Source organism: Mesorhizobium sp. B1-1-8 (assembly GCF_006442795.2).
Classification (GTDB): Bacteria; Pseudomonadota; Alphaproteobacteria; order Rhizobiales; family Rhizobiaceae; genus Mesorhizobium.
The window spans coordinates 199,856-219,736 of the sequence record NZ_CP083957.1; the positions used below are offsets into that span (position 1 = coordinate 199,856).

The 19,881-nt window shown below is 61.1% G+C and carries 16 protein-coding genes and 7 pseudogenes; 10 read left to right on the forward strand and 13 right to left on the reverse strand.

Annotation, left to right across the window (positions count from 1 at the left end):
• The first annotated feature begins 3 nt into the window (after positions 1 to 3).
• Genes FJ974_RS28610 through FJ974_RS28620 form a run of 3 tightly spaced genes read left to right on the forward strand, consistent with a single transcriptional unit; the run spans position 4 to position 1,834 of the window.
• Positions 4 to 612: a hypothetical protein gene (locus tag FJ974_RS28610; RefSeq protein ID WP_140532274.1), complete on the forward strand. Its 609-nt coding sequence runs from the start codon at positions 4 to 6 to the stop codon at positions 610 to 612.
• Positions 609 to 1,142, forward strand: coding sequence for a thermonuclease family protein (locus FJ974_RS28615; RefSeq protein ID WP_140532276.1), 534 nt, complete (start codon positions 609 to 611; stop codon positions 1,140 to 1,142). Before FJ974_RS28610 ends, FJ974_RS28615 begins: the two co-directional genes overlap by 4 nt.
• Positions 1,139 to 1,834: a thermonuclease family protein gene (locus FJ974_RS28620; RefSeq protein WP_140532278.1), complete on the forward strand. Its 696-nt coding sequence runs from the start codon at positions 1,139 to 1,141 to the stop codon at positions 1,832 to 1,834. The genes FJ974_RS28615 and FJ974_RS28620 overlap by 4 nt, the downstream gene beginning before the upstream one ends.
• Positions 1,835 to 1,874: 40 nt before the next feature.
• Here the strand turns inward: FJ974_RS28620 and FJ974_RS28625 are convergent, their stop codons facing one another.
• Entirely contained in the window at positions 1,875 to 2,459 is a 585-nt protein-coding gene (locus FJ974_RS28625) for a hypothetical protein (protein WP_140532280.1), read from the reverse strand.
• Between the two features lie 153 nt (positions 2,460 to 2,612).
• Here FJ974_RS28625 and FJ974_RS28630 point away from each other — a divergent pair, with 153 nt between their 5' ends.
• Complete coding sequence (locus FJ974_RS28630; protein WP_413468379.1) at positions 2,613 to 2,870, forward strand: transcriptional regulator; 258 nt, start codon at positions 2,613 to 2,615, stop codon at positions 2,868 to 2,870.
• Positions 2,871 to 3,319: 449 nt separating this feature from the next.
• On the opposite strand, the pseudogene FJ974_RS30465 reads toward FJ974_RS28630, so the two are convergent.
• The 4 genes and pseudogenes from FJ974_RS30465 to FJ974_RS28655 all read right to left on the reverse strand — a co-directional run.
• Positions 3,320 to 3,418: pseudogene (locus FJ974_RS30465) on the reverse strand (IS21-like element helper ATPase IstB); the annotation flags it as partial.
• Positions 3,419 to 3,460: 42 nt separating this feature from the next.
• Positions 3,461 to 4,693, reverse strand: a complete 1,233-nt coding sequence (locus FJ974_RS28645; protein ID WP_140532284.1) for a serine hydrolase domain-containing protein — start codon at positions 4,691 to 4,693, stop codon at positions 3,461 to 3,463.
• A 311-nt stretch (positions 4,694 to 5,004) separates the two neighbouring features.
• Positions 5,005 to 5,751, reverse strand: coding sequence for an SDR family NAD(P)-dependent oxidoreductase (locus FJ974_RS28650; protein ID WP_140532286.1), 747 nt, complete (start codon positions 5,749 to 5,751; stop codon positions 5,005 to 5,007).
• Positions 5,748 to 5,918 (reverse strand): annotated as a pseudogene (locus FJ974_RS28655) (SDR family oxidoreductase); the annotation flags it as partial. The gene FJ974_RS28650 and the pseudogene FJ974_RS28655, both read right to left, overlap by 4 nt.
• Positions 5,919 to 5,966: 48 nt before the next feature.
• On the opposite strand from FJ974_RS28655, the gene FJ974_RS30470 reads away from it, so the two are divergent.
• Entirely contained in the window at positions 5,967 to 6,092 is a 126-nt protein-coding gene (locus tag FJ974_RS30470) for an SDR family oxidoreductase (protein WP_140532288.1), read from the forward strand.
• A gap of 175 nt (positions 6,093 to 6,267) precedes the next feature.
• Here the strand turns inward: FJ974_RS30470 and FJ974_RS28665 are convergent.
• From FJ974_RS28665 to FJ974_RS28675, 3 genes and pseudogenes are all read right to left on the reverse strand, one after another.
• Positions 6,268 to 6,417 (reverse strand): annotated as a pseudogene (locus FJ974_RS28665) (carbohydrate ABC transporter substrate-binding protein); the annotation flags it as partial.
• Positions 6,418 to 6,440: 23 nt separating this feature from the next.
• Positions 6,441 to 6,713 (reverse strand): hypothetical protein, encoded by a 273-nt coding sequence (locus FJ974_RS28670; RefSeq protein ID WP_181177058.1) that lies wholly within the window; start codon positions 6,711 to 6,713, stop codon positions 6,441 to 6,443.
• Positions 6,714 to 6,727: 14 nt separating this feature from the next.
• Complete coding sequence (locus FJ974_RS28675) at positions 6,728 to 9,805, reverse strand: AAA family ATPase (protein WP_264296839.1); 3,078 nt, start codon at positions 9,803 to 9,805, stop codon at positions 6,728 to 6,730.
• 345 nt (positions 9,806 to 10,150) lie between these two features.
• Between FJ974_RS28675 and FJ974_RS28680 the strand changes: the two are divergent.
• Together FJ974_RS28680 and FJ974_RS28685 are read left to right on the forward strand one after the other, a co-directional pair.
• A pseudogene (locus FJ974_RS28680) lies at positions 10,151 to 10,462 on the forward strand (transposase); the annotation flags it as partial.
• A gap of 7 nt (positions 10,463 to 10,469) precedes the next feature.
• A pseudogene (locus FJ974_RS28685) lies at positions 10,470 to 10,807 on the forward strand (DDE-type integrase/transposase/recombinase); the annotation flags it as partial.
• Positions 10,808 to 10,854: 47 nt separating this feature from the next.
• Here the strand turns inward: FJ974_RS28685 and FJ974_RS28690 are convergent.
• The 3 genes and pseudogenes from FJ974_RS28690 to FJ974_RS28700 form a co-directional block, all read right to left on the reverse strand.
• Positions 10,855 to 11,142, reverse strand: a complete 288-nt coding sequence (locus tag FJ974_RS28690) for a hypothetical protein (protein WP_140532292.1) — start codon at positions 11,140 to 11,142, stop codon at positions 10,855 to 10,857.
• Positions 11,143 to 11,727: 585 nt separating this feature from the next.
• A pseudogene (locus FJ974_RS28695) lies at positions 11,728 to 12,632 on the reverse strand (IS110 family transposase).
• 17 nt (positions 12,633 to 12,649) lie between these two features.
• Positions 12,650 to 13,423, reverse strand: a complete 774-nt coding sequence (locus tag FJ974_RS28700) for a membrane-anchored protein (RefSeq protein ID WP_140532294.1) — start codon at positions 13,421 to 13,423, stop codon at positions 12,650 to 12,652.
• 437 nt (positions 13,424 to 13,860) lie between these two features.
• Here FJ974_RS28700 and FJ974_RS28705 point away from each other — a divergent pair, with 437 nt between their 5' ends.
• Positions 13,861 to 14,310, forward strand: coding sequence for an outer membrane protein (locus tag FJ974_RS28705; protein ID WP_226891707.1), 450 nt, complete (start codon positions 13,861 to 13,863; stop codon positions 14,308 to 14,310).
• Between the two features lie 535 nt (positions 14,311 to 14,845).
• Here FJ974_RS28705 and FJ974_RS28710 read toward each other — a convergent pair.
• Complete coding sequence (locus tag FJ974_RS28710; protein WP_140532298.1) at positions 14,846 to 15,058, reverse strand: hypothetical protein; 213 nt, start codon at positions 15,056 to 15,058, stop codon at positions 14,846 to 14,848.
• A 319-nt stretch (positions 15,059 to 15,377) separates the two neighbouring features.
• Here FJ974_RS28710 and FJ974_RS28715 point away from each other — a divergent pair, with 319 nt between their 5' ends.
• Complete coding sequence (locus FJ974_RS28715; protein ID WP_140532300.1) at positions 15,378 to 16,409, forward strand: acyltransferase family protein; 1,032 nt, start codon at positions 15,378 to 15,380, stop codon at positions 16,407 to 16,409.
• A gap of 747 nt (positions 16,410 to 17,156) precedes the next feature.
• Here FJ974_RS28715 and FJ974_RS28720 read toward each other — a convergent pair.
• Positions 17,157 to 18,065 (reverse strand): annotated as a pseudogene (locus tag FJ974_RS28720) (transposase); the annotation flags it as partial.
• Between the two features lie 310 nt (positions 18,066 to 18,375).
• On the opposite strand from FJ974_RS28720, the gene FJ974_RS28725 reads away from it, so the two are divergent.
• On the forward strand, positions 18,376 to 19,866 hold the full coding sequence (locus FJ974_RS28725; RefSeq protein WP_140532302.1) for a glycosyltransferase family 2 protein: 1,491 nt from the start codon (positions 18,376 to 18,378) through the stop codon (positions 19,864 to 19,866).
• Positions 19,867 to 19,881 lie beyond the last annotated feature (15 nt).

Consider the following 19,881-nt stretch of genomic DNA (forward strand, 5'->3'; position numbering starts at 1 on the left):
CAGATGAAACGCAGAGTTGGCGGCGGAGTGGCGATTTGCCTGGCCTCGGCCTTACCGGCCATCGCGGCTCAACCCATCGACAAGGACTACGTCAGATCGCTGGCCGCGGCGGGAAAGACGGTTCTGGTGATGGAGTACTATGATGGCCAGGGCGGCATCGCCGAGCGCAAGGGCTTCGCTTCCGCAAAGGGATACCACGCTGTCTCGCCGACCGATTTCAGGATCAACGACAAGACGACGATCCATCTCTACGGTATCGAGCCTTGCGACGGCGATATGGTCAACAGGCGGGAGAATTTCTCGGGCACCTGTGCCGAGTATGCCAAGCAGGGCCTGGAGACGCTGTTGAAGTCGCCCAAGGTGATTTTCTGCCGGGCGTTCGTCAGCGAAGCCAACGCTCCGGTCCAGGACGCCACCTGCTACGGCTACTACAACTACCCGGGCGTCCTTGACTCAGTGGATATGCTTGAGGAGCAGCTGGTTTCCGTCGGCACGCATCGCATCGCCAAAAAGCCTGATGGCACGCCGGCGCGCAAAGACCTCGACGAGGCACAAAAGATCGGCCGCGGCGGCTACGGCATGTGGGCCGACCCGAGGATGAAGGCGCAATGAGAATCGCTGCCTTTGCGTTTGCGGGCGCCCTCGCGGCGAGCCCCGCGATAGCCACGCCGCAGGGCTATTTCGCGCTTCGTTCAGGCGTGACGCTCGAGAGCGGCGACAGCTGGATTGCTAAGGGCACCCGATACCATCTCTATGGTGTCCAGGCTTGTCTTCGCGGGACCTTCTACACCAACGCCGCCGGCCGCCGCAGCGATTGTGGAGAAGCTTCGCTCTCGGTCTTTGCCGCCTACGTTGCTGACACAAAACCGCAATGCGCGCCTGTCGCGAAAGCCGGTGCCGTTACGCAGGTCGTATGTTTCGTCACCATAGGCCAAGACAGGCTGGATCTAGGCACGCTGATGATCAGCACCGGCTTGGCGTTCGCGGCATTGCGCGCCGACGGCTTGCCTTTGTACGAACCCTATGCCGTCGCCGAACAGTCGGCTCGCGAGAAGCATGCCGGCCTTTGGCAATTCGGTGACGTTCAGCACCCTGCGATCGTGCTCGGCCGGGCCGCCGGCGCCAAGGGGGTTCGGCCATGAGCCACCGCACCCTGCTCGCGCTGTCGGCGTTGGCGTTCGGCTGCTTTCCTTCGGCTTTGTTCGCAGCGGATGTCGCGAGCAGCCGGGGTGCTGCCACGGGTCAGCCGCTCATCCCGGATGCGGCGCAAATTCCTGCGACGGTCACCGGTCGGGTTTCGGTTTTGGACGGGCGCACCTTGTGGTTTCCTGTTCCTGCCGCACGGGTGCGCCTCGCTGGCATCGATACATGTGAATTGCCGCAATGGGCCTTCGATCCGGCCCGACATGGTAACAGCACTAACCTGAAACCAGTCCCTTGCGGCGCACTTGCCAAGGCGTGGCTAAAACGAACAATTGGCGCAAGGGAAGTTGTCTGTCGGCCGTCCTCTGTTGGTGGCGACGGGGAGCTCATTGCCAGGTGCTTCGTGGACGGACACGATCTCGCGATCCAGATGCTGCGAGCTGGATGGGCGCGGGTGGTAGAGTCCCCTGCCCCATCGGGATACCTGAAGTGGCAGCGCTATGCCATGTCCGGGCGCTACGGCATATGGGCGACATACGTGCTTGGTATGGGCGAATGGCGCGCCAAGGCGCTCGACCGGTCATTGGCGCGCAAGCCGATCGCGGATTTCAACCTGCTCGGCGAGCGGGAATCTGAGATTTCGCCGCCGTTCACCGAGGCAAGGCGGCGCCCATTTCGTGTAGATCGCTAGTAGGCTCTGCGCTCTTTGGTGGGTGCTAAGCCGAGGAACTCTACTCGTGCTCCGAGGTGGCTCCGCGATGCTCTGGATTCTGTTCCTTTTTGGCCGGCCGGGCGGTCTCCTGGGCCTGCTCAATACGGACGAGGTCGGCTAAGATCGACCGAAGTTGCGGCCATGGGAAATCGGGACACTCTTCAGACCACTGCCCGTCCTCAATTATCGCCGCCAGCTTGGCGCAGACACCCAACGCCGATCGCGCAGGTGCATTCCACAGGGCAGCCGCGAACTTCTGTTCTTCAGCGGCAGCTTTGTCTTCGGCCTCTTTGGCCGAGCAATAGCCGACGGTCTTTGCCGCATCTTGCCATGTAATTTCTGGCACAGCTCCGTCCGCGCCATTGGCGGAATTTGCCATTCGGATAGCTTGAGATTCGAGCCGCTGCTGCTTTCGGCATAACTCCACAGTTTTTGCATGGGCAGCATTCCACTGCTGCCATAGTGCAACGACCGAATCGGTTTCTTCAATTGGATCGGCTGCGATGGACGCATTCGCCAGCTCCAATGCGGCCCGAACTGTGCCCACCAAGCCAGGGTTGCCGATGACATCGAAACGACTCGTGCTACTCTCAGAATCAGTCATGATCCGAGTTCCCAAACAACTGGATTGTGGCTAGGCCGAGCGTCGTGTTGGCGCACTTCGCTTGGCCGCGCCTCCTGGGGCGGACGTTCAGCCACCATGGAGGACACCTTAGGATGCAGATCATTACCACGGACGTCGGCGCAGGTCAATTTGATATCACATGATAATTTTTCGATCACCGGTGCGCAAATCAGAGCTGCGCGGGCTCTGCTTAGATGGGGTGCGGGTGAGTTGGCGTCAGCAGCAAGTGTCGGAGTTGCGACGGTCCGACGTGCTGAAGCTGAGGACGGCGTCCCTCCAACGACGGTGTCCAATCTAAAATCCATTCAGCGTGCCTTGGAACGCGCGGGTGTGGAGTTCATCCCGGCAAATGGAGGGGGACCAGGTGTTCGTCTCTCGAAGCGCACCTGAGAAGCGGCTCTGTCCGTGCCGGTCCGGCCGTGAGCGGGCGACAGAAATCATCACCATGTGATGAAATAGATCCTGTACAGTGCAGGATGGCGCGGGCGGGAATACGTGAACTTGCCGAAGCAGCGCAGGTGGCCACGCAAACGATTACTCGTCTGGAACAAGGCGATCGCCTCAAGCCCAAAACGCTTCAAGCGATTCGTGCCGCCTTTGAGGCGGCAGGAATCGAATTCTTAGCGGAGAACGGCGGAGGCCCTGGTGTGCGCTTGGCCAAGCGGCACTAACCCCGCCCTGATCGCATTGTTTCGAACTGTCCAAATCCAGTGCCGTCCGAGAGCGTTTCTGACTTTCAGTCCGAAATGGCCCGGAAGGGGACAGGTAGCTTCAGGCTGCGGTTCCTCAAGGGCGGACATTCAGGTTGCGCGGCATCGTCGTGAGATGACCGATGCCGGAAGCGCGTTCCGCTCGTAAAGCCGGCTGATGAGATGGAAGAGCAACTGCCCGCCGGCTTGGGCCAAGAGCTCATCGAGCACGACGAAGCCGAGCTGGCTTGCTAGCGCAAGGTTGCTCCACGCAGTTTCTGTTGACGAGTCTCAGGCCCCTGTCAACGCACCATGGACGAGTGCACGCAGCTCTTTGCGCACCGGAATGGCGCTCGAAGGCAGCAGTTGCGTGAAAAGAATGACAACCATGTCGTCGACCGGGCTCACCCAGAAGAAGGTACCTGCCGCCCCACCCCAGCCATAGTCGCCCACTTGCGCCGAAATTTGCGCCTTAGCCGGATCGAGGACCACGGAGCCCAGCAGACCGAACCCGACGCCGTCAAACTGGGTCTCGGCCCAAACTTCGGGTGCCATCGAGGCAAGATCTCCCGGTAGGTGATTGCGCGCCGCCAATCTCAAAGTGCGGGGACTGAGGATGTGTTCGCCGTTGAGTTCACCTCCAGCCCGCAGCATTTCGGCGAACCGCCAATAGTCGTCGATGGTTCCGACGAGCCCGCCTCCGCCGCAAAACGTATCAACCTTGCCTTGCCGCCACTCCGAAACCTCCGGCGCTTCGTGCAAAGCCATGCCGCCAGCCGTAACCTCATAGAGCGGGGGAAAACGGCTGATCTCAGACTCCGGCACAGAGAAGCCGGTGTCGGTCATGCCGAGGGGCTCGAAGATGCGAGTCGCAAAGTACTTGTCGAGCGTCGTTCCGGAACCGACTTCCACGATGCGGCCGATGACATCGGACCCGGTGCTGTATTGCCATCTCGTGCCCGGCTCCCATTCCAGTGGCAGGTCGGCGATCCTGCGCACCATCTTGTCGAGCCCACCGTAGGCAAGGGCGAGGCCGAGTTTTTCCTTGGCATAAGCTTCGCCGAGCAGTCGGGGGTTCGTAAAAAGGCTTAGGCCAGATGTGTGGGTCAGCAGATGGTGGATCGTCATCTTCATTTTGATGGGCACCGTTTGGTCCAGCGACGTTGCGCCCGGTATCAGAAGTTGCCTATTTTTGAATTCCGGCAGGTAAGCTTCGACCGGATCGTCGAGATGCAGGCGCGCCTCCTCGTACAGCATCATCAGCGCGACGGCGGTGACAGGCTTGGTCATCGAGTAGATGCGGGCGATGAGGTCGCGCTGCCAAGGCCGCTTGACTTCGACGTCGGCGTGCCCGGCGCAGTCGAAAAAGGCGAGTTCGCCATGACGCGCGATGAGCACCGCACCACCCGGCCAGCGCCCGGTGTCGGCATATCGCTGCATCCACCGCTTCAGTCGCGCCAGCCGCGCCTTGTCGAAGCCGAGGTCCGCAGGATCACGAACTGGTTCGCTACCAAATTGACTCATCGCGCAAATGTCCTGTCGCAGGCGAAGGCCTTTGAACAGTCCTGCGCTTCCCCCGCATTATTGCCAATAGTTGCCTGCTTGACCTCCAGTGAAGCTGCAGACGACGTCTGCTCTCAGGAAGCCCAAATGCGGTCCCCTACGGCAAACTTTGAGGCGCAGAGCCGCCGTTCACTCCCTAGCAAAGTGCGTCACTTTCGGGTCAGCGGTGTGGCCTAGAAAATTCTTGGAAGCCCCATACCGATCGGATAGTCATCCGCCAGGACGGCTTGGCGCGAACTGGACGATCAATACTCCTCGCCATCGAACAAGCTTCATTTCCGCTCCTGCAAAATATTCCCGCCGTCGACAACGAGAACGGCGCCGTTGATGTAGCTGGCGGCGGGCGAGGCAAGAAAGGCGACTGCGGCGGCGACCTCCTCCGGGCGACCGGCACGTCCACATGGTGTGTTCAGGGCTGCTGAGAGCTCGGACGGCGTCGATGCGCCGGTTTGAATCCAGCCGGGAGCAACCGCGTTGACCGTGACGCCTTTCGATGCCACTTCCAGCGCCAGCGCATGGGTCAACCCAACCATGCCGGCCTTGGCGGCCGAATATGCGGAAGAGCCTGGGTTAGACACGTACGGACCCGTGACCGAAGCCACATTCACGATGCGCCCATAGCCTAGCGACAGCATTGCCGGAAGGAAGGCCCTCGTGACCAAAAACGCGGTCTTCAGGCTCACTGCAAGCTCATGATCCCATTCGTCCGCGGTGATTTCCGTGAGGTGCTTCTCCAGGGAGGGCTTCGCCCTGGTGCCCATGCCGGCATTGTTGATGAGGATATCGACGTTCCCGAGCTCGGACAGAAGGCGATCGACTTCGCCGGCCTTGGTCAGATCGCCTATATGGCCGCTTGCCGTGTGACCCGCCATATTCAGTTCGTTCACACGATCCATTACGCGCTCCGTGGTCGCGGAGAGCGCAACCGTGAAACCAGCCTCGGCCAGCAGCCTGGCACAGGCGAAACCAATTCCATCTTTCGCACCGGCACCGGTGATGAGCGCTTTTGATTGTGTCACTTTGGTTCCTGCTGGGTGGACGTATCTGCCAACGTTCCCGAAAACAGCGCGGGGCCGCGCGTCTTGAGCAGCGAAAAGGACGTGTAATCAAGGATCGACAATCCGCCATCGACCACAAGCGTCTGACCGGTGATGAAGGATGCATCCTCGCTTGCGAGGAAGGCCAACGCTGCTTCGATTCGACCTACTTCGTCTCCTGCTATGCCCTTCCGGTGATGCGCGACTGCGGCGGTGGGTCGATCGTAAACATCTCGTCGACGGCCACACTGCACGGAAACTGGGGATTGTACGGCGTTGCGAAGGCGGGAGTGGAGGCGCTCACACGCTCGCTGGCGGTCTAAGGTGCGCTATTCGGAATCCGGGCAAATTGTGTCAGCCCCGGCTGGATCGCCACAGAACTCGATGAAATAGAAGCTGCGTCGAGCACGAACTCCTCGGGCGAGTGGGAAGTCCCGCCAGGTGTCTTCAACCGCATGGGAACACCCAACGAGATTGCTGGCAACCGTCCTCACCAGCGACCCCGGTCTTTTTCTCATACTCATTGGCGAGCTCCTGCAGATAGTTGGCTGGATCCCATTCTGCCCACAGGATCGTGAGTTCGGTTGTCGCAGAAGCCTGGCCACTAGGCGGCAGCAGTGCAGCGCCCGCCAGCAGGCCGATCCACATTCATTTAAGCATTGCACTCCTCCCTAGGGCACCGCAGTCGCTCCTTGTGGAAGCCGTTGCAGCAGGCGTCCGGCCTCCATCAGGTCAGGCGTGTCGAGGCCTTCGTCGAATGCCTCATAGACCGGTGCGAGCAACTCACGCGCCTCCTTGTCGCGGCCGTGGTTGGCCCAAAGTCCCGCGAGGCGAAAAGCGGCTCTCAACTCGGCCAGTATCGCGCCCTGCTCGCGGGCGGCGGCCAGAGATTGCCGCAAAGGGTCTTCGGCGGCGTCGCCGCGCGGGTCCAGTCGTGACAGCAACTCTCCTTTCGCACTCAAAAGCTCAGGCAGCTGATATGTGGAGCCTGATTTGGCGAGCGTGTCGAACGCCTGCTCCAGAACGGCCAGTCCCTCGCTTGCCTCGCCGCGTTCGCCGCAGGCCCGCGCGAGCGCGCATAGATAAGCAGCCATCCCCATGTCGGCGCCGGTCGCAGCCATCGCCGCGATCCCATCACGCATCTCGCCAATCCCATCGTCCAACGCACCCAGACCGGCAAGCGCCCAGCCGAAGAAGGCGCGAGCCTGCCCCAGCAGCAGCGGAAGGGCGAACTCGGTGCACACTGCAATGGCTTTCTCAGTCCAGTGTCTCGCCTCTCCGGGCTCTCGCCGGAGGAGATGGACAACGCCGAGGGCCATCTGTGCCTGGGCCAAGCTAAGGGGATGGGAGTCGCGTTGGGCCAGAGCGACGGCTTCCCTTGCCTGCTGGATCGCCCTGTCAGGCTTGCCGCATATGCAGAGCATCTGCGCGTGGAACGACCTGCAGCAGACGCCGGGATCGTGCCCGGTATAGCCCCAGGCAAGGTGGCGATGCCGCTCGTAGTCGTAGGTTTCAAGGCCATATCTGACAAACGATTCAGCGGACTCGTACCTGCCGAGGTAAAAATTGACGCCCCAGAGCTGATGGTGTGCCTCCAGCAGGTATTCAGAATCGCCGGATGTTTCGGCGAGCTCCATACCCAGCGTCTTGCACTGCATGGCAAGAACTTCGGCGGCGCGCAGGTCGCGCCCGAGATGGTGCGGCAGCCGCTTTCGCCGCGCACCGCTGCGAACAGCTTGGCTTTGTCGCCGAGCCGCGCGGCAAGTTCCCGCGCGGTCGAAAATGCCTGCAGGGGCTCCGGGGCGGCCCAACCTTTGGCGGGGACAAGAGCCGAGCCCATCGCCGTCCACAGTGAGACTTCCTGCCTGAGCCGGGTCTCGGAAGCAGGCAGCGACGCGGCAAGCTCGAGCCCCTTGGCGAAGTGAGCTGCGGCCTCGCGGTTGGCAGACCTTGCCATCGCGCGCTGCCCCGCCCGCAGCCACCATGGCACGCCCTGATCCGCCAGTCCGGCCAGCGTGTAGTGCTGCGCGACGGTCTCGGGTTCGGCTTCGGCGATTTCGGCGAACTCGGCTTCGAGCGCTGCGGCGATCCTGCCATGGATTTGCTGGCGCCGGCTCCTAAGCAGGCTCTGGTAGGCGGTGTCGCGCACAAGCGCATGCTTGAACGTATAGGTCGCTTCCGGCGCGACGCCGCTGCGAAACACCAGCTCGGCCTGTTCGAGCTGGTGGAGCGCATCGTCGAGCCGCGCCTGGTCCGTACCGCTCACCGCAGCGAGCAGCCGGTGGCCGAAGATGCGCCCGATGCAGGCGCCGATCTGGGCCGTCTCTTTGACCGGCGACAGCCGGTCGAGGCGCGCCATCAGCGAGTCCTGCAGGGTCGAGGGAATTGCCAGGTTGGGCAGCGGCCCGATCGCGAGATAGCGCCCGTCTGCCTCTCGCAGCAGCCCGGAATCGAGAACCGTCCGCGTCAGCTCCTCGACGAACAGCGGTACACCTTCCGTGTTGGCCAAGATCCGGTCGGCAATATCGGGCGGCAGCTTTCTGTTGCCTGCAACGCGCTCTACGATCGCTATGCCGTGTTCCTGTTCGAGCCGTCCGAGCAGCACCATCTCTACAGACGATAGCGCCTTCCAGCGCGGCTCGAATTCGGGTCGTGCCGTCACCACCAACAAGGCGCGCAGGCCGGCGAGCCGCTCAACCAGCATCCCGAGCCACTCTGCCGTCGTCGGGTCTATCCAGTGGGCGTCTTCGACCAGCACAAGCGTCGGCTTGTTCGCCGCCGACGCCTCGACCAGCCCTATCAATGCCGCCAGCATGCGCGCCCTGAGCGTCGGCGCGGGCAGTCTGGGCGGCTGGTAGCGTCTGCCTGGGTCGATCGACAATAGGATCGCCAGCAGCGGCAGCGCCTCGTCCGTCTCCACCTGGAGCCTGGCGACCAGTGCCCTGAGTTTGTCGAACCTGCTATCGGCACTGTCGTCACTGACGAAACCCGCCGCTCGCTCGAGATGCGCTATGAGAGGATGCAGCGCGCTGTTCGTATGATAGGCGGAGCAAAAGAAGCGCAGCTCAGCATGCGGTTCGGCGGCAACCCGCTCTGTGAGCGCCGCAATCAGGCGCGACTTGCCGATGCCCGCTTCGCCGCTGAGCAGCACGACCCGACCCTCTGCCGCTGTCGCGCGGTGCCAGCATTCGAGCAAGAGTGCCAGCTCACGGTCCCGCCCGACCAGAGGTGCAAGCACGGCGTGCCGCGCTTCGAACCTGCTTTCGGCGGCTGTTTCGCCGACGACGCGCCGGCACCGCACCGGAGCGGCAAAGCCCTTCAAAAGGCGCTCACCGAGATCGGCTGTCGCGAACAGCCCCGCGACCAGCTTTTGCGTCGTGTCGGCGATGATGACTGCTCCTGGCTCTGCGAGTGCCTGCAGCCGGGCCGCGAGGTTGGGCGTGTCTCCGACAACGGCTTCCTCTTGTGCAGCGCCTTCGCCGACCAGGTCGCCGACGACCACCAGCCCCGTGGCGATGCCGACGCGCGCCGCTAGCGGCTTGCCGCCGGGCGCGTTCAGCTCGCCGGCGGCGGAAGCAGCGGCGAGGCCGGCTCGTACCGCGCGCTCGGCGTCATCCTCGTGCGCGTGCGGCCAGCCGAAATAGGCGAGCACGCCGTCGCCCATCAGCTTGGCGACGCGCCCGTCGTAGCGAGCGATCTCCCGCGCAACCGCCTGCTGATAGGCGAGAATGACCTCGCGCATGTCTTCCGGGTCGAGCGCCTGCGCAAGCTCGGTCGAGCCGACGAGGTCGACGAACATCAAAGTGAGTTGCCGTCGCTCTGCGCGAGCACCCGAGGGTGCGGGCGGGGGCTGAGCCGTTGTGGGCCGGGTCGGATTCTCGGCGAGGGCCGCAATGGCGCTGAGCAACTTGCGCCGATGGCCAATCGACGTGACCCCGAGCGCCGTTAGGTCGTCGGCGGTCAGGCTCGGGAGCACCTCTTCATCGATTTCTTGGCTGCCGAAGGCGTCGGCATACTCGCCGAGGCCGAGACTCATCAGCCAGGCCCGAATATCCACGTGCCAACTCCCAGGCGGTGGAGGCTTTGCCCCGCACTATATCGCAAACACTAGGTAGGGCCGCGCCTCTTATGCGAGGAGCAATGTTAGCTTTGGGCCCCCCACAACTCAGTCGAGTTGAGCCCTCCAAGCGCCCTCTCGCCTTGTGACCTGAACGTCGGCTCTCACCTTTCCAACGCCAGAAGCTGCCGATCCGCTAACGAGAAGAGTTTCGGGCGCCGGCGAGGCTGCGGAGACGATAACGCCACGGCCAACGGTGTTTAAGCAACCCCTCTCCTTGCTTTGCCAAGCCATCGCCTCACCCGCTCCCCGCTCCCTGCTCCCTGCGGCGCGCTGCATTCCATCGGCGAGAGCGTGAGCGAGATGCTGGACTGGGTACCGGCGCAGCTGCGCGTGATCAAGACGACGCGACCAAAATATGCTTGCCGGACTTGCGAGACGGTGGTGCAGGCGCCCGCTCCGGAGCGGCCCATCGCCGGCGGCTTGGCAACGCCGGCGCTGCTGGCGCAGGTGCTGGTCAGCAAATATTGCGACCATACCCCGCTCTACAGGCAGTCGCAGATCTTCGCCCGCAATGGTGTCAATCTTGAGCGTTCGACACTCGCCGGATTGGTTGGCGGGGCCTGTTGGTGGCTCGAAGCCCGGCGATGTGCAGTTACCAGCCAAGAGCACGGTGCATGCGGTCCTCGATCGCCATGGCCTTGTGAAGCGCGCCCGCCAGACGCGGCGCTTCACAAGCCGAGGGCACGCCGCTTTCCCAAGCCGTCCAGCCCAACGATCGGTGGTGCGCCGACTTTAAGGGTGAGTTCAGGCTTGGCAACGGCCACCACTGTTACCCGCTGACGGTCACCGACCAGGCCTCGCGCTATGCTGGTCTGCGAAGCGCTTGACTCGACAAAGGAAGCTCCGGTCATCGAAACCTTTGTCCGGCTCTTCAGGGAGCGCGGTCTGCCGGACGCCATCAGGAGCGACAATGGGCTCGACACTCTCCTGGATGAGCGAGCTGGGCTTTCCCGGAAGATCTGACGTTAGCCACCCATTTTCTTAGCCATCGCGCAGAACTTTGCGTGCGCCTTCTTAACCCCCGCATCGGCGCATTCCTTTATCATCGCTGTACGCTCGTCGGGTTTCATAGCCATCCACGCGGTCTTGAAATCCTTTTGCGATTTCATGGTCTTCATACCCGCATCGGTGAAGAACGGCGACATTTTAGCCGGGTCATCGAGTGCGGACGTACCGCTCGTGGAAGCAGCCATTGCAGCACTACCCGTCATTGCGAGTGCAATTGCACCCATGCAGAGCATTTTGATTGTCATTTGGATGTCCTCCGGTTACGTGTCCTTCACTAAGTAGTGACGGTAACGGGAGAACGTGTAGTTGCTCGGGTCGGTTCCGGGGCGTTGCAAACAACCTCGGCTGCTATCGACCCTTCCGGCCATCCTTGCCGAGAAATGAAGGCGTTGGTGCGTGAGCTTTCCTTGATGATCCCGAGAGCTTCGTCTCTGGTGATGCGCACTTGGGAGCGTAGAAGGCGGCTTCCACTTCCAGGTCGCCGTCTAGTGGGGTCCCAATCGCCTTCTTTGGCTTTTGCTTCGCCGGACGGCTCATCATGTCGCTCGCCGATAGCGCCATCGACAGCGGGCTATCCCGGCGAGAAGCGCCACATAGGCGGAAAGGGATTTGAAACTCTTGAGCATTTAACTTTGTGCCGGATTTGCCTGTTAAGCCGGAAGGGCAGCCGGACGCGGATTGCCGAAATGGCGCCAGCCCATCTGCAACAGGAGCACGGTGACGGCGATCGAAGAGGATTTACGTCTGAATATAGACCGGCCGACGTGAATCATTCTTAAGACTTGCATGCTCTTGGCGTGGACGAAGCAACAGAAACTACCTCGAACGCATCAAGTGTGCAGCTTGTTGGCAAGCGCAACGACCACCACGTTGCGTTTGGCGCGCTGCAGCAGCGCTTGCAGCCAGGCGCCGAGCTGAGTGTCCATTCGCGCCAGATATGGCAGTGCCGCTCGCGCCCCATGGATCAGCAGAACGCGCACTAGGTGCTCCCGCGCTTGCTTATCCCGGTCAGCCGCGGCTTGCCGCCGGTGGTGATCTGACGTGGACAAGTCCCAGCCAGGCGGCGAAGTCACGTCCCTTGGCAAACGCCGACACGTCGGCGACCGCTGCCGCCAGCGCCGTTGCGTTGAGAGCGCCAATGCCTGACACGCTACGCAGGAGACGGGCTCGTTCATCGCTTTTGGCAAGCACTTCGAACTTCTGATCCAGTTGCTTGATCCGACGATCGAGCGCGTGCAATTCATCGACCATGTCGTGAACGAGTTGCTGCATCCTGACGGTCAGGATCGTGTTGTTCGGCGGGTTATCGCGCAGCCACAGGTTCAGCTTTGGCCGACCCTTGGGAATGACGATGCCGCGGTGGAACAGCACACCGCGCAGTTGATTGATCAGTGCCGTTCGCGTGCCGACCAGCCGCTCGCGGGCACGATGCAAAGTCTGCACATCGAGTTGCTCCTCCGACTTGATCGGCACGAACCGCATGGTCGGTCGTGTCGCCGCCTCGGCGATTGCCTCGGCATCGCGATCATCGTTCTTGTGCGACTTCACGTACGGTTTCACATACTCCGGCGGCATCAGACGAACATCGTATCCGAGCGCGGCAAACTGACGAGCGAGGTGATGAGCGCCGCCGCAGCACGCCTCCATGCCAATGATGCAGCGCGGTTGCTTTTTGACGAATGCAGCAAGGGATGGCCGGCGTCCGACGACGCAGCACAACCGCTCCTTCGGCCATGATGGCGGCAAGCCCAGTTATTGGACCTCACATCTCCCGATCTGGCCTTTCCAGAGTGGCAGACCGAGCGAGTCGGCCACATGTGGATCGCTCGTATAAAGGGGAAAACCGAGCGCCGACAGCGCCAGCAGCGTGGCACGGTCGGAACTGATGTGCATCCGGTCGATGTTCAGTTCGTTGTAGACATGGCCGTGCGAACCTGGGTCAATTCCGGTGATGATCACGGCCGGCGCGCAGTTGTGCAAGGCGTAAAGGACCGCTGTGATCCCGGTCGAGAACTTCTCCTCCAGATGCATCTCGAAATTGGCCACACCTGTCACTGCCTCGTAGAGCGCCATGCGCTGGTGACGGGTGATCTTGCGCAGGTCGCGGCAGCGGTAGTTGAAGGCCGCGATGTTGCGGCGCAATTCCTCGATCGTGCGGTGTGCGCGCACAATCCAGAGCAGATCGGTCTCCTGGCCGGTCAAGACGGCGCGCACGGCTAAAGCGTTGGGCTTGGCCCCGTCAAGCTGGTTGACGTAAAGAAATGTTGCATCAGGAGTACCCATTCCCCAACGTGCCGTGACCGTCTGCGAGCCATTCACGGTAAAGATCGTGAAAGCATCGCGCCGAAAACCCACCGGCGGGTTTGAGACCGGCGCGGAGCCCACGATGAAGACCGGTTTTGTAAGCGGCGCAGGGTGCCGCGGCGGACGAGGGTGCAGCAGGCGATATAACAGTTTCCGCTTGATCACGAGAAGCGGGTAATCGAACAAGCGCTTACGCAGCGGCTTCGGGGCATCGGGATTCATGTTGCCCTATGCTCTGCAATCTCCAAAGTGACCTTCGAAACTCAAAGTGCTAAATCGGCAGCATCGCAGAAGCGATAGCCATACTCAACATTCAGCAGACGGCCAATCTCACTCGCCAGCCGAATAGGAATTTCACCATTCAGTTTCGACAACCAGTGGCAAGACAGATTGCTGCAACTGCGACCTAGACCCGGCCTCAACTGGCGGGAGGATCATACTGCCGATTGACCCCGAGCAAGGGCTATCCTTGGGGATATGTGTGTGTTACCGCCCAGTTCACGGCACGCAAGCCGAGCCTCTGCGAAGAGATCGGCGGCCGTCGCCGGAGGCGAATTGCGGCCCGCGCCGGACGATGCGTGGGCGATCATGGATAAGCCGTCGAGGCAGATCAAGTTCCCACCGAGTCGCCGGCGCAAAGGAGAACCGCCGTGAATCACATGATCATCGCTCGGGACCTGCCCCAGCGGAATAAAGGGCTATATCTTTTCGTGATTCAGACCAATGCCGCGGGCAGGGTGGACCTCCGTCGATTGCCGACTTGCTGGCAAATCGGACAGTCTGCGCTCGCACCGGCTGATAACCCCAAGCCCCCGCCCGTTTTCGACAGTTTCCTGCCCTATGCCACCGGCGGCTTCGCAGTCGGCCATGTCAAGGGATCCGCCGACCTCGGCGCATGCGGCTTTACCCCGACTTGCAGCTACAGTGACACAAGGTGGGGTTGGACCGCTGGCGCCGGCGTCGAATGGGCCATGAACCAGAAGCTTTCCCTAAAGACCGAATATCTGCATGTGGACCTGGGCAAGCCAAACTTCGACTCGCTCGGCAACCCCTCGACCGACGCCATCAAGTTCGACACGGTCCGTGTCGGCCTCAATTATCATTTCTAGTCCGAGCTAGCGTATGCGGCGGGCCTCATGGGCCTCCATGGCCGGCGTCACCCGCCGGCCATGTTTCGTCAGGCTCGGCGATCATGACCCTGGTGCGACCGGCCATACCCTCACTGCGATGCCTATTCCGGCCGGCGTCGATCTATCCGTCAAACTGCTTCCCGGAAATCCAGCAGTGCAGCAGATCTTTCCCGCCTGCGCATGACAGGTTAAGCCGGGCTTGACGTATTGCATCGCCCGCCGTTTCATCCCCTTCGGCGTCAAGCCCTAAATTCCAAAGAGCGAACGTATCGATCAGGCTAGGCTCCTGGCCTGTTCCGATATTCCGATCTCTTTCATAAGCGCGCAATTCCGTCGGTGGCTCGAGACAGAAAGTTCGAAGGGTTTCGGGAACCTCAGTCGAGGGCCAACTATAGAACCGTCTGTCGACCGCTTTGGGCCGCAATCAGACCGACAGCTTTCGTGATAATCGCGTCGACAAGCCGCCATTCAGCCTGACGACCCAGAGCCGATTTTCGTCGACCTATCTTGATACTCAATAGTCGACATAATAACGAACACTGCCACGAAAGATCAACCTGCGGAAACGGGACGATTGACATTGCCGCCGTCGGTGTCGTGTCGCAGCACTGCCCTCAGTCGTTCCTTGTCCCGGGCTTTCGATCTCCCGCTCCGCGGCTTCGATGCCGTCCAAAGCCGCCAACGCAACGATCAGATTACCGTTGTCCAGGCCCTGTTCGAGCAGCATGGACCAGGTCGCCAAGCGGGGATGCTGGCGGGGCAGATTGGCATCCAAGTGTCTCGGCGTCAGTCCGCGAATGTATGATCCCGCCAGCCCCAACTGTCGGAACCGACATCCAGAATGGGGCGGTGTTCTTCATCGCCCCATTCCAGGCGGAGAACGCTCGTGTTCGCGGCAGTGTTCTGTTGTCGCCCGGTTAAAACTCGCCTACCGCTACTCTTCATGACCCAAGCTTCCCGTTGGCGGTCGGCGCCAATCAGCATCATTGACGAATGGCGCAGGCGCGCTACGTCTCGGTCTTGTTTGATCTCATTGCTTGCACCCAATGACCGCCTCGCGAAGACTCAGCGCTCTTGACGGATTGCGAGGTCTGGCCGCCCTCGGCGTGGTTGCCTACCACTACGTCGACAGGCCCGCCTACTATGGCCTGCTTGGCGTCGAGTTGTTCTTTGTGATCAGCGGGTTCGTGATCCTTATGACGCTCGAGCGAGTGAAATCGTTGACCGAATTTGTCATCGGTCGTGCGGCCCGTTTGTATCCTGCATATTGGCTTTCAATCGGCGTAGCCGGCCTTTTCCTATGGGTGACTGATCAAACCACCGGTCGAACCATCCTGATCAATGCCACGATGCTGCAGGCCTTTCTTTACGCGCCTAACATTGTTAGTCCATATTGGAGCTTAGCGTATGAACTCGTGTTCTACGCTACCATGGCGGTGATTTTCAAAGTCAGCCGACTCCATAATATAGACGCTATATCGATTGCCTGGCTAACGCTTATGATTCTGCTTAGAGGCGCAATCCTGCTAAGCGGCCACGGGTGGGGCTTCTACAATGACTGGCTGGTGCAGTCGCTACTAATGCCGCAGTTCGGGCACCTGTTTATCGCTGGCATGATGCTCTACCGCATCCGCACCGGCCGAGCGACGAAATTGACTTGCGTTGCGCTTATCCTAGCGGTTTTTTATTCGCTTTTTGGGCGCCCGGATTGGGCGCACATCAGTCCGACTCTCTACTTCTTGGTCAATGCAGCATTCATCACTGCCGTTTGGGCTGCTTCGTCGGATCGAGCATCACTTCTCGCGACCCCATTGCTGGTTGGCGTAGGGGTTTGCTCTTATTCGCTCTACCTATTGCACCTGCCGGTGAAGCTGGTTTTGAGCCATCTGTTCGGTCAACTTAGCGGACAGCCTTGGTTCGTGATCGCGGTCCTTTTCCCGGCTGCGATCGGCACGGCCGTCGTTTCGCGGAGGTACATTGAGCAACCAGTTCAGTTGTGGGCCAGGAAGCTGATCACGCCGGCTTGGATGATGGACGAGCGAAGACCTAGCATCACGCCGACCACCGGCGGCCGCTAGTCCTCCGGGCGCCGCGCTATTTGGGGCGGACATTCCATTCATGACTCGTGCTGCAAGGTAGATTCCTCCGCCCCCGCTGAATGCGGATCACAGGTTGGCATGGACTATGATCGAATTGCGCTCCATGAGACGAGCGGCAAGGACGCGGTGCTCGAAAGGTATCGTGGCCTCCGCTTGCCTCTTCAAGAGAAGCTCCGTGTCGCCGCTCCGATCAAGTGCGCGATGGCGGCGATACCCTAGGCCACGAACTGCATCCAGTCGAGATCGTCGAGGGAAAGCAGCGAAATGTCGCCTGGGATCGCAAAACTTCAGTGCTGAAGTCGCCTCAAGAACGCCTGTCGCCATGACACCGTCGGCGGTAAAAGTAGCGGACGGTGCATTGCGCAAAGCGGCCATAAACGACGGCCGCTTGCAGGATGCAGACGTGGTCAGGGCAATGACCGGGATGCTGAAGGGTTTCGGGTGCCGTCAGGTGTACGAAAGTCTCTCATGCAGGAACCCGCGGGCCGCAGACGATTGCCTATGGGAATTTGTGTCTCGGGGTGTGCCAGCGCCTGTCGCGAACAGCCGCGCAGGGTGCGGTGGGCGTGTCGAGGAAGCGGCCTCCAGGCGGGGTCGCAGAGCCGGTCGACGTGATTCCGACGGGATTGGTGTGCATGATGACCGGCGCCACGGCAACGTACAGATAACATCCCGTTGACCGGCGCCGGCGTGGCGTGGTCGTAAGAGCAACTTGGCTATGCCGGGTCATGGGGCGTTCTCCCGGTTCGGCGCTCTTGAGGCAGGCGGCGCACGAGGCTGGCACCACCGTTCGAACCTCTCGATGACGACCATGCGTCCGCCGCAGCAAGGGCAAGGCGGGCGGACGTCAGCCGGTTCTTCCGGAGTGTCGTCTTCGGGCGGCGGAGCGACGCTCAGCAGGGCCCGAGCGAGTGCGAGGCTATCCTTGCGGGCGGAGCCGGCGAGCAGGCCGTAGTGACGGATGCGGTGGAACCCACGCGGCAGGAAGCGGCGGATGAACTCGTCGGCGGCAAGCGTCATGGCGCGCTGGCGCTCGACACCATCGCGGCGATAATCTTTGTAGCGGAAGGTGACTCCAGCCTCGTCGAAGGCGATGAGGCGGCGGTTCGAGATCGCGACCCGGTGGGTATAGCGCGACAAATAGGCGAGCACCGCCCCCGGCCCGGCGAACGGTGGCTTGGCATAGACCACCCAGCGCTTGCTACGGACAGGCTTCAGATGACGCAGGAAGGCCCGACGGTCGGCCAGGTGCGCCGCCGATCCGAAGAAGGCGAGCCGACCGGCGTCGTGCAGCGCGACCAGCCGGATCAGGAACAGACGGCGGAACAGCTTGCCCAGTACTCTAACTGGGAGAAGGAAGGCCGGGCGCGACGATATCCAGCGTGACCCGTCCGGCGCAACGCCGCCGCCCGGCACGATCATGTGGACGTGCGGATGGTGGGTCATTGCCGAGCCCCATGTGTGGAGCACGGCGGTGATGCCGATGCGCGCGCCGAGGTGCTTGGGATCAGCCGCGATCGTCAGCATCGTCTCCGATGCCGCCTTGAACAGCAGGTCATAGACCGGCGCCTTGTTGTGGAACGCGATGACGGCGGCCGCGGCGGGCAGCGTGAACACGACGTGGAAGTAGCCGACCTTGGGAGCTTGTGGGGCGTGGACAAATCTCGTTACGACGATCGATCTGACCAGTGGCGAAGCGGACAACTGCCGCCCTAAAAACGGGCGACGACGGACTGCCGCGACTGATGACAAACCGCTCAGCGGCAGGTAAGATCATTCACGAGGGGTCTCGTCTCCGGGAAATGGTGCTGATCGGCTTAAGCAAGCAAATCTCCGTCCAACGGCTTGCATAAACGCTGTGTAGGAGGAGCAACAAGCGGGCGATGGTTTCATGAGTCAGACGATTTCCTGACACGCATCAGCCGTTCACGGTAGCACCGCAACAATGCCGCAAGTTTCGATCATAATACCCGTTCACAATCAGCCCCTTTTGGTTCTCGAGGCTGTGGACTCGCTTAGGGTCCAATCCATCGGCGACTGGGAAGCCATTCTCGTCGATGATGGTTCAACCGACGAGACCCCAATGGTCCTCCAGAAACTCGCAGCCCAAGACGCCAGGATCTCGCTCCTGGTGCAGACGAACAAAGGGGCGGCGGCTGCCAGGAATTTGGGCGCGGCAAACGCAAAGGCGGACTGGCTGCTCTTTCTGGACAGCGACGACTGGCTTGCCCCTCGGGCGGTCGAATCTCTCATTTGCGCGGCCGGCGAGAACATTGATCTGGTGCACGCCCTAGGCCTCCGTGTTTGCGGGCCAAACAGCCAAAGTCGTTCCCAGGTGCAGCTTCCTCCAAAGGATGATTTGTTCCACCGTCTAACGTGGACAGCAACTTTTATGGTGCATGCGTGCCTTCTGAGGAGATCGACCTTTCAGGAACTCGGGGGATTTGATGAAACATTGATGGGCTGCGCAGATTGGGACCTGTGGCAGCGAGTCGTGAGGTCAGGCGCCCGTTACGCAGGCGTTGATGAGATAGTGGCTTTCTATCGTCAGACCGAATCCTCGCTCAGCACCAACTATGGGCAGGAGCTTAGAGATGGTCTTGTCGTAATCGACCGCGGCCACGGTCGCGACCCTCGAGTTGTCCGACCGTATCCGGCCTATGCCGAAGGCGCTCAACGCTCGGCGTTTTCTCCTGCAGCATATCGATTTGCCACTTGGTTGGGCGGGCTAGCGATAGCTAGAAATCATCCCATCGAAGGCATCCTTCGCGGGATTCAGTCCATTCCAGCGGAACGCTTATCGGCCGGCGATATCGCAGCGACACTGCTCGACGCTATTCCCATTGGACTAGGCGACTTCAGGCCCGACTGGGAAGCATGCTGGCCTACCTTAAGACCCCAACTTTCAAAATTCCTAGAGAAGCTTGGCGACACAACGAGGTCCGGACAGGATTTCGTCCGCGAGACACTGCTTGCGACAGAGCGTCTTGCCGCAATCGCAAATGCTTCGGACGACGGGGCGTGCGTTGGCGCCATGGCATCAAGGGTCGTACGAATTCCCGGGTCTATTCCACACCTCGATCTTGGCCCCAACGTCACTTCGTTCATCGCCGTCGTTCGCACGGACAGGACTGAACTCGGACAATTGGAGGCTGTGGTTGATCCAACCTTCTCTGGCGGAAAGGTTCGGGAGATTGTGGTCGAGCATTATCCGAGAGCGGTTTTCTCGGCCTATTTTAAACGGTTCCCCGCCTCTCTGATCTTTGGAATGATTATTCACGTCACTGATTGGAAGAATTTATTGCTGTCGCTGGCGAACTTTGTGGGGAGCGGCTCGATCGCGCCATCGCTAAGAAGACAAATCGCTCAGGCTTTGTTGGCTCAGTCTTTCGTGCTTCCGGTTCTCGATACCACTTTGATCCAGCGCAATACATAGAACCGATCGCGAACT

Excerpts from the sequence above, each read along its gene's own strand:
- FJ974_RS28675 (WP_264296839.1), bottom strand. The coding sequence starts at position 9,805 with ATGAGTCTCGGCCTCGGCGAGTATGCCGACGCCTTCGGCAGCCAAGAA.
- FJ974_RS28615 (WP_140532276.1), top strand. The coding sequence starts at position 609 with ATGAGAATCGCTGCCTTTGCGTTTGCGGGCGCCCTCGCGGCGAGCCCC.
- FJ974_RS28690 (WP_140532292.1), bottom strand. The coding sequence starts at position 11,142 with ATGACAATCAAAATGCTCTGCATGGGTGCAATTGCACTCGCAATGACG.
- FJ974_RS28710 (WP_140532298.1), bottom strand. The coding sequence starts at position 15,058 with ATGCTGCTCGAACAGGGCCTGGACAACGGTAATCTGATCGTTGCGTTG.
- FJ974_RS28725 (WP_140532302.1), top strand. The coding sequence starts at position 18,376 with ATGCCGCAAGTTTCGATCATAATACCCGTTCACAATCAGCCCCTTTTG.
- FJ974_RS28645 (WP_140532284.1), bottom strand. The coding sequence starts at position 4,693 with ATGAGTCAATTTGGTAGCGAACCAGTTCGTGATCCTGCGGACCTCGGC.
- FJ974_RS28705 (WP_226891707.1), top strand. The coding sequence starts at position 13,861 with ATGATCATCGCTCGGGACCTGCCCCAGCGGAATAAAGGGCTATATCTT.
- FJ974_RS28620 (WP_140532278.1), top strand. The coding sequence starts at position 1,139 with ATGAGCCACCGCACCCTGCTCGCGCTGTCGGCGTTGGCGTTCGGCTGC.
- FJ974_RS28700 (WP_140532294.1), bottom strand. The coding sequence starts at position 13,423 with ATGAATCCCGATGCCCCGAAGCCGCTGCGTAAGCGCTTGTTCGATTAC.
- FJ974_RS28715 (WP_140532300.1), top strand. The coding sequence starts at position 15,378 with ATGACCGCCTCGCGAAGACTCAGCGCTCTTGACGGATTGCGAGGTCTG.
- FJ974_RS30470 (WP_140532288.1), top strand. The coding sequence starts at position 5,967 with ATGCGCGACTGCGGCGGTGGGTCGATCGTAAACATCTCGTCGACGGCC.
- FJ974_RS28610 (WP_140532274.1), top strand. The coding sequence starts at position 4 with ATGAAACGCAGAGTTGGCGGCGGAGTGGCGATTTGCCTGGCCTCGGCC.
- FJ974_RS28625 (WP_140532280.1), bottom strand. The coding sequence starts at position 2,459 with ATGACTGATTCTGAGAGTAGCACGAGTCGTTTCGATGTCATCGGCAAC.